General features: G+C 30.1%; 9 protein-coding genes and 9 tRNA genes (1 of these 18 running past the window's edge). 4 read left to right on the top strand and 14 right to left on the bottom strand.

Going from position 1 to position 11,685, the window contains the following annotated elements:
- Positions 1–61: 61 nt before the first annotated feature.
- The 10 genes from HUU89_RS13305 to HUU89_RS13260 form a co-directional block, all read right to left on the bottom strand.
- The gene (locus HUU89_RS13305; RefSeq protein WP_117871429.1) at positions 62–547 is read right to left on the bottom strand and encodes a PTS glucose transporter subunit IIA; all 486 of its coding nucleotides are present in this window, start codon (positions 545–547) and stop codon (positions 62–64) included.
- A 61-nt stretch (positions 548–608) separates the two neighbouring features.
- Positions 609–1,349, bottom strand: coding sequence for a DeoR/GlpR family DNA-binding transcription regulator (locus HUU89_RS13300; RefSeq protein WP_117871431.1), 741 nt, complete (start codon positions 1,347–1,349; stop codon positions 609–611).
- A gap of 64 nt (positions 1,350–1,413) precedes the next feature.
- On the bottom strand, positions 1,414–2,778 hold the full coding sequence (locus tag HUU89_RS13295; protein ID WP_175302010.1) for a PTS transporter subunit EIIC: 1,365 nt from the start codon (positions 2,776–2,778) through the stop codon (positions 1,414–1,416).
- Positions 2,768–3,715 (bottom strand): sugar phosphate isomerase/epimerase family protein, encoded by a 948-nt coding sequence (locus HUU89_RS13290; protein WP_117871505.1) that lies wholly within the window; start codon positions 3,713–3,715, stop codon positions 2,768–2,770. The genes HUU89_RS13295 and HUU89_RS13290 overlap by 11 nt, the downstream gene beginning before the upstream one ends.
- Before the next feature lie 538 nt (positions 3,716–4,253).
- A tRNA-Leu gene (locus tag HUU89_RS13285) sits at positions 4,254–4,337 on the bottom strand.
- Between the two features lie 7 nt (positions 4,338–4,344).
- A tRNA-Lys gene (locus tag HUU89_RS13280) sits at positions 4,345–4,420 on the bottom strand.
- Between the two features lie 6 nt (positions 4,421–4,426).
- Positions 4,427–4,502, bottom strand: a tRNA-Thr gene (locus tag HUU89_RS13275).
- A gap of 11 nt (positions 4,503–4,513) precedes the next feature.
- Positions 4,514–4,589, bottom strand: a tRNA-Val gene (locus HUU89_RS13270).
- Positions 4,590–4,594: 5 nt separating this feature from the next.
- Positions 4,595–4,670 (bottom strand) — tRNA-Glu (locus HUU89_RS13265).
- A 3-nt stretch (positions 4,671–4,673) separates the two neighbouring features.
- Positions 4,674–4,749 (bottom strand) — tRNA-Asn (locus HUU89_RS13260).
- 177 nt (positions 4,750–4,926) lie between these two features.
- Here HUU89_RS13260 and HUU89_RS13255 point away from each other — a divergent pair.
- The 4 genes from HUU89_RS13255 (at position 4,927) to HUU89_RS13240 (ending at position 10,317) form a co-directional block, all read left to right on the top strand.
- Positions 4,927–5,181: a hypothetical protein gene (locus HUU89_RS13255; protein ID WP_119362624.1), complete on the top strand. Its 255-nt coding sequence runs from the start codon at positions 4,927–4,929 to the stop codon at positions 5,179–5,181.
- Between the two features lie 11 nt (positions 5,182–5,192).
- The gene (locus tag HUU89_RS13250) at positions 5,193–6,047 is read left to right on the top strand and encodes a DegV family protein (RefSeq protein WP_175302009.1); all 855 of its coding nucleotides are present in this window, start codon (positions 5,193–5,195) and stop codon (positions 6,045–6,047) included.
- Positions 6,048–6,060: 13 nt separating this feature from the next.
- Positions 6,061–7,047 carry a dipeptidase gene (locus tag HUU89_RS13245; RefSeq protein WP_175302011.1) on the top strand — a complete coding sequence of 329 codons (987 nt, stop codon included), beginning with the start codon at positions 6,061–6,063 and terminating at the stop codon, positions 7,045–7,047.
- A gap of 102 nt (positions 7,048–7,149) precedes the next feature.
- The gene (locus HUU89_RS13240) at positions 7,150–10,317 is read left to right on the top strand and encodes a DEAD/DEAH box helicase (RefSeq protein WP_175302008.1); all 3,168 of its coding nucleotides are present in this window, start codon (positions 7,150–7,152) and stop codon (positions 10,315–10,317) included.
- Positions 10,318–10,329: 12 nt separating this feature from the next.
- On the opposite strand, the gene HUU89_RS13235 is transcribed toward HUU89_RS13240, so the two are convergent.
- The 4 genes from HUU89_RS13235 to HUU89_RS14800 form a co-directional block, all read right to left on the bottom strand.
- Positions 10,330–11,334, bottom strand: coding sequence for a PTS transporter subunit IIC (locus HUU89_RS13235; protein ID WP_117788642.1), 1,005 nt, complete (start codon positions 11,332–11,334; stop codon positions 10,330–10,332).
- An 80-nt stretch (positions 11,335–11,414) separates the two neighbouring features.
- Positions 11,415–11,490, bottom strand: a tRNA-Ala gene (locus HUU89_RS13230).
- A 40-nt stretch (positions 11,491–11,530) separates the two neighbouring features.
- Positions 11,531–11,607, bottom strand: a tRNA-Ile gene (locus tag HUU89_RS13225).
- 25 nt (positions 11,608–11,632) lie between these two features.
- Positions 11,633–11,685, bottom strand: a tRNA-Ile gene (locus HUU89_RS14800) (it continues 124 nt past the right edge of the window).

Here is an 11,685-nt window from a genome sequence, read left to right as displayed (position 1 = left end):
AAGTGATGCAAAATCTGCACACATCATACTTGGACATAATAACTTTTCCATATAAATGCTCCTATTTATGAATTTCAATAATAGTATCAGTTATCGTTTTATTCCCTTCGCATGATTTTACAGAAGAATATTCTTGAGAATTAGTAACGACAAATAAAACTGTAGCATCATATCCACTTTCTTTGACACCATCAAAGTCAACTTCCAAAAGTTTATCTCCTTGTTTTACTTTGTCTCCTTGCTCTTTTAAAGCATTAAAATACTTTCCATTTAATTCAACTGTATCAATTCCTACATGAATAAGAATGTCTACACCATCATCTGTAGTAATACCAATAGCATGTTTAGTAGGAAAAAAAGTTTTTATTACTCCATTTACAGGAGATACTAAAGTATTTTCTTCAGCAATAATTCCTACTCCTTTTCCTAATGCTTCCTCTTTAAATAATGGATCATTTGTTTTAGTTATATCAATAACATTTCCCTTTATTGGGGAACAAATATTATAATTTTCTACTTTTTTTGCTTTAAATTTACCAAATATCATTTTTCTTCTCCTTATTTTAAAAGCGAGTACACTGTAGTGACTCGCTTTTCGTAATTTCTATCTATAATTCAGTAATTATTGAAACTTTCTCATTTAATTTTGTATCATTTTTATCCGAAATTACAATTACATCATCTAAATCAAATGCTTTTACATTTGATAACTTATGAAACTTAGAGCTGTCACATACAAGATAAATTTGATCTGAATGTCTTTTTACCATTCTCTTCTTTGTTGCTTCTTCTATAGTAGGTGTTGTAACACCTAATGTTTCATCTATCCCATTAGCTCCTAAGAATGATTTATTAAAATATAGGTTTTTTAACAAATCTTCTGTAAACGGTCCTGTTAATGATGAAGTGATAGGATTATATCTACCTCCAAGAACAAATATATCAGCTATTACATTTTCATTTATAGAAAAAACATCTGTATTTGTAGTATAAATCGTAATTTTTTTTCCGATAATATATTTTAAAATCATTGTACATGTTGACCCTGAATCAAGATATATTGTATCTCCATCCACAATTAATTCAGATGCCATTCTAGCAATTTTTTCCTTTTTTTCACTTTCTAATGTATTTTTCGTTGAAATTGGTATTTCTCCAATTGTAGATATTTTTTTAAATGCTCCACCAGAGAAAGATTCTATTTTTCTATTTTTTTCAAGTTCCTTTAAATCTCTTCTCAAAGTTGAAACAGATACGCCATCAAATATTTTTTGTAATTCGTCTATTTTTACAAGTTCTTTTTCTTCAATAATACTTAAAATTTTCTTTTGTCTTTCATATGGAATCATATTTTAAATACACCTGCTTCCTGTTTATAAGGATAACATATTTTCCATAATTTATAAATCAATACTATGCGAGTTTGTCTTCTTTGTTTGTAAACATATATCCTAATACTGCACCAACAATAGTAGCAATTAATAAACCAATTGCACCATGAATAACATTTGCGTTATTTACGATGAATGCTGGGAAAGTTGTAACACTACCAAAAACAAATGCATTCGTAACAACTTTCATTAATCCTAAATAAGCGCCACCTACAGCACCACCAATAATTTGTGCTAAGAATAATTTCTTATTTTTTACTAACATACCAAATAAAGTTGGTTCAATAATTGCAGATAATGCAATTGTGATAATACCTGTTAATGAAAATCCTTTTAATTGAGGATCTTTAGCTTTTAAATAAACACCTAAAGCTGTACCAATTACTGCAAAGTTACATGCAAATGTTAAAGGACAAATATAATCATAACCAAATTGAGAAATATTATTAATCATGATTGGATTGACTGCCCAATGTACACCAAAACTTACAAGGACACTCCATCCACCACCAATTAAGACACCAGTTAAAATACCACTACGTTCAATTAACCAGTTAACAACATTTGCAATACCTTCTCCTACATAAACCCCAATTGGACCAATGACAATTAATGTTAATGGAACCATTACTACTAAAGATACAAGTGGAACAATAACTAATTTTAATGTTTCCGGAACTTTTCTATCTAAAAATTTATATAAGAAAGAATATGCCCAAATTGTAATAATAATAGGTAAAACTGTAGAGTTATAATTCATTAAAACTGTTGGAATACCGAAAAATGAAGTTGTTGCTCCATTTCCAACATCACCCATCAATCCAATTAAATCTGGATGAAGTAAAGCAGCCCCAATAAGTGCTGAAATATAAGGACTTGCACCAAATCTTTTACCAGATGTAAATGCTAGTAGAACCGGCAAGAAATAAAATACTGCCATCGATGTTGAATATAAAATAGTATACGTTCCACTACCTTCTTTAATCATCCCTAATTGTACTGCTAGAATCAATAAACCTCTTAAAATTCCTGATCCAGCTAAAGCAGGTAATAATGGTGCGAAAATTGCAGTGATTGCTGAGAAAACTTTACTTATAATCCCTTCATCTTCATTACTTTCTGACATTTCAACATTTCCGTTACCTTTTACTAATTTTTCAAATTCTTCAAAAACATGAGGAACTTCAATTCCAATAAGCACTTGATATTGTCCAGCTTTATTGATGACATTAACAACACCATCAACCGCTTTAACATCTTCATCATTTGCCAATGTTTCATCTTTTAAATTTAATCTTAAACGTGTTGCACAATGTGACATATTTGATATATTTTCAACACCACCAACATGTTCAAGAATACCTTTTGCAGTTTCTTTATAATTCATTTTTTTCTCCTCCTTTAAAGAATCCAAGCATCAACTTACTAGCTGCAATAGCATCATTTCTATCTATAATAGATTGAATATGGTCTAATCCAACTTTATCTATTAAATCATTCATATAATTGATCATTTCAATATTTCTTTCACATTCTGCTGCAGCTTCTTCAATAACAGGGAATGTATCAAAATAAATTGCATTTTTATAACCATGTTTTTTAAAGTAATATAACATTTCTAATGTCTTAAATGGAGTTGATGTCCCAATCATTAAACCATCATCATGTACACCATAACCATCATTTAAATGAATACCGTATAGTTTATTTCGACTTCCAAAAATATCTGCAGCAAATGCTGGATTTTCATGTTTCATTAACATATGACAATAATCTAATGTTACTCCAATATTATCTCTATCAATATCATTTAGCATCATTCCTGTAACACCCATTGAATCAATAAATGCATATGATCTTTCTTCATATGGTTTATATTCAATGCTTATTTGTAAATCAGGTGCATAATCACAAACTTCTTGGAATGCATGAACTAATTGATCCCAAACTCTTTTATAGTTGATTTGAAAGCTATAATCAAACCCATCAAAACCTAACCATATTGTAACAACTTTTCCTCCTACAGCTCTACAATAATCTGCAGCATCTTTACATAATTGAAGTGCATCTTTTGCAAGCTCGGGATCAGAATTTCCTAATTCACCATTAATAAATTTATTTCTAAATCTAAGTGCAACACCATTTAATTTTAAATCATATTTATTTAATAATGATTTCATGGTATTTGCATCATAACCTTTAACATGTTCCGGATAATTTAAATCAACATATCCTAATCCAACTTTTTTAAAATCTGAAAATGATTTTTCTAAATCATATCCTTCAATTCTTAAATAAGAATTAATTCTTGTTGCTAATTTCATCCTTTTCATTACCTCCCTTTGACAGTTTCAATATTAGCACATAAAGATAGCGTTTTCAATCATTTTATTTCAATTTTTTTCATATTTTTTCATTATTTTTCTTAAATTTATGAAAATTAATGATTTTTAGCCATGTGTTTAATAGATATATTTGATTATTTTTGAAATATTTTGATTTTATTTTCATATTTTTTTTCATAAGTAACTATTCATCCCATAAAAAAATACAAAAGAACTTTTTTTATAAAAGGATCTTTTGTATTTTTTACTTTAACAATATTTTCACAAGACAATTTAATGATTGATTATGATTACATTTTTTTAATACCAAACGTCTTTACTTTTTCTAACTTTTAAACAAAAACAAACGATTTCATATAATACGTAATTTAGCTTACTCAAATACTTATATTCAATAATTAACACATTAACTATAAAAAATTAAAGTAATTATTAATAGTGCAACAAAAAAGTAAATCATTATAATTTATTTATCTATAAAACAAAAAAACATCGATTACTCGATGTCTCTTACATTTGGTGCGGGCGACAGGAATCGAACCTGCACGCCGAAGGCGCTAGATCCTAAGTCTAGTGCGTCTGCCAGTTCCGCCACGCCCGCATTGAAATGGTGACCCGCAGGCGACTCGAACGCCTGACCCTCTGATTAAAAGTCAGATGCTCTACCAACTGAGCTAGCGGGTCAAAATATGGTGCCGGCTAAAGGACTTGAACCCTCAACCTACTGATTACAAGTCAGTTGCTCTACCAATTGAGCTAAGCCGGCATTTAAAAAAATGGTGGAGGTTAACGGGCTCGAACCGCTGACCCTCTGCTTGTAAGGCAGATGCTCTCCCAACTGAGCTAAACCTCCAAAAATGGTGACTCGTACGGGATTCGAACCCGTGAATGCATGCGTGAAAGGCATGTGAGTTAACCGTTTCTCCAACGAGCCACATGGCGCTTGAAGTAGGACTCGAACCTACGACCGATCGGTTAACAGCCGATTGCTCTACCAACTGAGCTATTCAAGCAACTTAACAGTGCTCATTTATATTAGCATCCTTTTTCTAATAAATCAACCCTTTTTTATAATTTTTTTAAAAAAATTTTATTTTATCTCAAAAATCGCTTCTTCTTGTAATATTATATATCATTCTATATTTGATTAATGGTATAATTATATAAACATATAATATAAGGAGGATTCTATGGACCAACAAAGAGAACAAGCAAGTCAAATCGCACATGAATTTATTGTTTATCAAGAAAGTGAACAAGCAGATATTGATGCAAAAGATCATCAATTCGATGCTTTATGGCAAAGTATATATGATGTATGTAAACTTATTAAATTTGGAATAATAGAAGATATTACTGAAGAAGAATTTGAGGAAGCCTACGCTTGGTTAAAAACCACTCAATCTCTTACAGAAGATTATCAAGAATTCGAATTAGAATTTTAAGGAGATCAAAAATGGAAAAATATTTAATTGTGACAGACACAACAAGTGCAATGGATCAAGAAATTGCACAAAAAAACGGAATCGAACTTATTTCATTAAGTGTCATCGTTGATGGCCATGAATATAAAGATCAAGTCGATATTTCAACTAAACAACTTTATGACTATTTAAGAGATGGTAAAATTCCTTCAACAAGTCAGCCAAATACAGGTTATCTTGTTGAACAAATGGAAAAATGGCAAGAAGAAGATTATGAAGCAATCATTATTATTACCTGCTCTGCAGATTTATCAGGAACAAACAACGGTTTCCATCTTGCTAAAGATACCGTTGGTTTAGATAATGTTTATATTTATGATAGTCGCCAAGTAGGTGCTCCTGTTATGGATATGGCTATTTGTGCAAAACAACTTGCAGATGAAGGAAAAACTGTTGATGAAATTTTTACTGTTTTAGAAGAAAAAACAAATCATTCTTTTTCGTTCCTTTATCCAGATAACTTTAAACAACTTTCACGTAGTGGAAGATTATCACCAATGGCAGCCAGAATGGCATCGATGTTAAAAATCAAAGCTTTGCTTTGTTTAGATGAACAAGGTAAAGCCGTTGATAAATATACAATGTCTAGAACTGAAGTAAAAATCTTAAAATCGATTGTTGATAAATTCCATGAATTAGGTGTTAACGCTAAACAACACAAGATTTATATTTCACACGCTGATAATGAAATTTTTGCTAAAAAAGCAAAATTATTATTTCAAACAACCTTCCATGGTATTGATGTAGAAATCAATTATTTGCCTGCTGTTTTAACATGCCATGGTGGTCTTGCTTGTTGTGCAATTCATGCTACATATAAAATTTAAGGAGTGACTAATGATGAAAGTTGTTGATATGCATTGTGACACTATTTTAAAACTTTATGATGATTTACATCACGGTAAAGAAGGTTCTTTATTAGAAAATGACGGTCATATTGATTTAAAGAAAATGCAAAAAGGAGATTATTTACTTCAAAACTTTGCGATATTTGTCGATTTAAGTGAAAATCCTCAACCTTTTTTAAAAGCAAATCAACTCATTAACTATTATTATCATGAAATAGAAAAATATCCTGAACTCATTAAACCTGTCTTTTGTTATCAAGATATTATCGATCATCAACAAGCAGGTATCATGTCTTCTCTTCTAACATTAGAAGAAGGTGCTGTTGTAGAAAATGATTTATCACTACTTGAACATTATTATAGATTAGGCGTTAGAATGATTACTTTGACATGGAATCATGTAAATGGCATTGGACACCCTAACCTTTCTAATATTTCTTGTTATGAAGATATGTTTAAAATCAATGATCACGATGGTTTAACACCTTTTGGTTTACAATATATTAAAGAAATGGAACGTTTAGGAATCATTATTGACGTTTCTCATTTAAGTGATGCTGGATTTTATGATGTTTATCATCATACAACAAAACCTTTCGTTGCCTCTCATAGTAACGCTCGTCAAGTATGTGGTGTCGCTAGAAATATGTCAGATGACATGATTTTAAAACTTGCTAGTCGTGGAGGTGTTATGGGAATCAACTTCTGTAGTGATTTTTTAACTACCGAAGGTACTCATCAAACAAGTTATGTTAAGGATATGGTTCAACATATTTTATATATCAAAAATCTTGCAGGTATTGATTGTATTGGTTTAGGAAGTGACTTCGATGGTATTGGATCCAAGCTTGAAATGAAGGATGCAAGTGGTTATCAAATGTTATATGGTGCTTTAATTGAAGCCGGATTATCTATTGAAGAAATTGAAAAGATTTTTTATAAAAATGTCTTACGTGTTTATAAAGCAGTTTTGAAATAGGATTGGAAACAATCCTATTTTTAAAAAAACAAAAAAATGCGTATCTCTATCTCATCATTTTAGAAAAATAATGTTATAATAGCTAAATGGGAGGGACTACTTATGTATATTAAAGATGATGAAATTAATAAGTATTTTAATGAGCCCAATTGGAAAGTAGCTCATAACTTATTTCAACATAATACAATATCTAACATGTCTGTTATTAAAGATGGTCAAATTTACCAAATCGTAGGAAGTACTAATGTTAATGGTAAAATTGATACTGCTACAATTCAAGTTGATACAGGAGGACATATCCTCGAATTTAACTGTGATTGTAATCACTGTAAGCCTAATGAACTGGCATGTGGACATATAGGTGCTATTTTATTAAAATTTTACGGTCTTGAAGCAAGTGATTTACCTTATTCTTTCAATCAAAAAGGAAATTACGCTGATCAATTACAAGCACTTCAAGCAAAAAAAGAAGCCGCACATTTAAAAGAACAAGCTAATTTAACTTTTTCATTAATTGAACAATATAAAAATCAACATCGTTTACATCAATTACAACTTAATCAACACATTCATTTAATACCACAAGTAAAAAGTACATTTAATCGATTAAGTTTATCTTATAAGATTGCTAGCGATAGAAGTTATACAATTAAAAATTTAAATACTTTTATTCAAAATGTAAAAGCAAACGAAATTGTTGAATATGGAAATGCTTTAGTTACCGATCATAACTCTAAAGCCTTTGATAGTTCTTCATTAAAACAAATTCGTTTTATTAAAGAATATTTTCATTTAAAAGATGATGATCGTAGTATTAGAATCACATCAGACAATATTGATGATTTTTTTCTAACACATTATGATAATTTAGATATCAACATTAACTTTACAACAATTGATTTACAAAACTTCATTTTAGAAATCCAAAAAGATGAAGATTACACAACCATCAAATACAAAGAACCTGATGGTATTACTATCATCGGTCATCAATATATCTATTATTTCGATCACTATACCCTTAATAGATATTCAAAAGAATGTAGTGATGCGCTAAGACCTTTACTTACACATTTAGAAAATAATTCACTTACAATTCCAAATAACGAATTACCACGTTTTTCTAAATATATCATTGATTCTGTTGTTCCTTATGTCGAATTTACAGGAGATGATATCGATGAATATCTACCTATGGATATTTCTTTATTAATTTATGTCGATTTAAATAACAACAACGAATTATCTGTTACATTAGATTATCGAGATGATCAAGGAAATACAATCTTAGAAAACCCTAAAGATCTAGTACTTCCATTAAAATTAGATGGTGTTATTCAAACACTACAAAAATACCTAGAATATGATGAAATCACACAAATGTATTATCTTTATAATGAAGAAGATATTTATGATTTCATTACTCGTGTTTTACCTTCACTTAATAATGATTGTGAAATTTATATTAGTGAAGAAATCAAACAAATGAATAAACCTAAAAATATGAAATTAAATATCGGTGTTCGTTTACAAAATGATTTATTAAAAATCGATATTAATAGTATCAATGTTGATAAAGAAGAAATTAAAGATATTTTATATGCTTATCAACACAAAAAGAATTATCATCGTTTAAAAAATGGGGAATTTATTAATTTAGATGATGATAGTATCAAAGATTTAGATTTATTATTTAATGATTTAAATATTGAATATAACGATTTAAAAGATGGTGAAGTTGAAGTTGATAAATATCATTCACTTTATTTAGAAAATTTTATGAACAGTTCATCATTACATTTCAACAGAGATCAACATTTCCAAGACTTGATTTCTCATATTGAAGAAAAAGATCCTGAAGATATTCAAGTTCCACAAAATTATTCTAAGATTTTAAGAGACTATCAAGTTCAAGGATTTAAATGGTTAAAAACAATGTCAGAATATGGCTTCGGTGGTATCTTAGCTGATGATATGGGGCTTGGTAAAACATTACAAGTCATGACATTGATTGAAGATGGTATCGGTGAAAATCATGTCAGTCTCGTTGTTGCTCCTGCAACTTTGATTTATAACTGGCAAGATGAAATCAAAAAATTCTCAAAGAAATTGAAAACAGTTTGTATTACTGGAAATATTGCTCAAAGAAAGAAATTAATTGAAAGCATTCCAAAATATGATGTTGTTATTACTTCATATGATTATATTCGTAGAGATTATGAATTATATAAAGATTATCAATTCTATTATTTTATTTTAGATGAAGCTCAATATATCAAAAATCAAAGTACAAAGAATGCTCAAACTGTTAAATTAATTAATGGTAAATATCGTTTTGCTTTAACAGGTACTCCAATTGAAAATAGTTTAGCAGAATTATGGTCAATCTTTGATTTCTTGATGCCTCAATATTTATATAATTATCATCATTTCAAAGAAACTTACGAAATACCAATCATAAAAAATGAAGACCAACAAAAACAAGCAAAACTTAAGCAATTAGTTGAACCATTTATTTTAAGAAGAACAAAGAAAGATGTTTTAACAGAATTACCAGACAAGATTGAAAACAATGTCATTATTCCTTTTACACCAGAGGAAGAAAAAATATATCTTGCTAACTTATCAACAATTAATAGTGAATTACAAAGTGCTATTCAGGTAAATCATATTGATAAGATCCAAATCCTTGCAATGATGACAAGACTTCGTCAATTATGTTGTGATCAACGTATTTTATATAAAGATATTATTGAACCAAGTTCTAAACTTAAAGCTTGTATGGATATTATTGAAACAGCAAAAGAAAATAATCAAAAAGTCTTACTATTCTCTTCTTTTACTAAATCATTAGATTTAATCGAAGCTGAATTACGTAAAAAAGATATTTCTTATTATGTTTTAACTGGTTCAACAACAAAAATCAAAAGGCATCAACTTGTTAATGCCTTCCAAAACGATCAAACAACTGTCTTTTTAATCAGTTTAAAAGCAGGTGGTACTGGTCTTAACTTAACAAGTGCTTCTACCGTTATTCACTATGATCCATGGTGGAATATGTCTGCACAAAATCAAGCAACAGATAGAGCTTATCGTATTGGACAAACAAATAATGTTCAAGTTTATAAATTGATTATGAAAAATTCAATTGAAGAAAAGATTCAAAAACTTCAAGAACAAAAACAAGATTTATCGAATATGTTTATTGAAAACAATAATGGTTCTATTACCCAAATGTCTACTGCAGATATTATTGATTTATTTAAATAATGAAAAAGGAGATTAAAGACGTTCAATCTTTAAATCTCCTTTTCTTATGTAATTCAATTTTCTAAAAGCTTTGTAAAAACTAAATGTTAAAATTGCTGGAGCAATCACATCTATCAAAATAAGTGGTATCCAATACTGATTTCCCATTACTTGAATCGCATCCAATAAACCTACAAGTCCTGCTGTTCCCATTCCTGAGCCAATTGCACTGCAACGAATATGAAGTAAGACCGTTGAAATAGGTGCTGTAATAATCGTTGTTAAAATTGTAGGTAACCAAATAACCGGTCTTCTAATAATATTTTTAAACTGTAACATACTTGTTCCAATTCCAATAGCAATAACATCACCAATATCATTGTCTTCAATAGACATCATCGCAAAACCAATCATTTGTGCGCAACACCCTGCAAGTGCTGCCCCTGCCGCTAAACCATCAAGTCCTAACATAATACCAATAGCAGCTGAAGAAATTGGTGCCGTTAATGCCATTCCCATTAACACCCCTACAACAATTGACATAAATAAAGGTTGTAAAGAAACCCCATCATTAATAACACTTCCAATCCAAGTAATCATTTGTGTAAGATAAGGTCCTACAAATTGCGTTACCAAACCTGCTATACAGATAGAAACAAAAGGAACAAGTAAAATATCAATCGGTGTTTTCCCTTGAATAAGTCTTGTTACCTCAATAGCCGCTAAAACTGCTACATAAGCTGAAATTGGATTACCCGCTTGAACACCATTATTAAATGTTCCAGCTCCTATTGCTCCTGCAATAACCGCAGAAATCAAATTAAGTCCTTTTGCATCAATTGCATAGCCCATACCAATTCCAATGGCCGGTCCCATTAAATAACCTGCTACTGTCCCCCAGGTTACAAGTTGTTCAACATGAACTAATGTTCCTAATTGTTTTAATATTGTTCCAATAATCAAACTTGCAAAAAAGCCATAAGCCATTCCATTAAAAGTATTGATTACATAATTTCCTTTTCCTCTACTTTGTGCCATATTTTACCCCCTTAATTGGATTATAGAGTATATTTATTTTTTTACAACAAAAAAACTGCCGAAGCAGTTAGTTTATTTATTGGTGGAGCCAAGCGGGATCGAACCGCTGACCCCCTGCGTGCAAGGCAGGTGCTCTCCCAGCTGAGCTATGGCCCCAATTTAATATTTACTTTTTCCACCATTTCATTTGTTAAAATGGTGGGCCTGAATGGATTTGAACCATCGACCTCACCCTTATCAGGGGTGCGCTCTAACCAACTGAGCTACAGGCCCACATCTATATAAAACAATTAATTAATGGTGGGCCTGAATGGATTTGAACCATCGACCTCACCCTTATCAGGGGTGCGC

The sequence above is a fragment of the Faecalibacillus sp. H12 genome (genome assembly GCF_013361255.1).
GTDB classification, from domain to species: Bacteria; Bacillota_I; Bacilli_A; order Erysipelotrichales; family Coprobacillaceae; genus Faecalibacillus; species Faecalibacillus intestinalis.
Note: the sequence above shows the minus strand (reverse complement) of the source record. Positions and strands in the feature narration are given on the sequence as shown.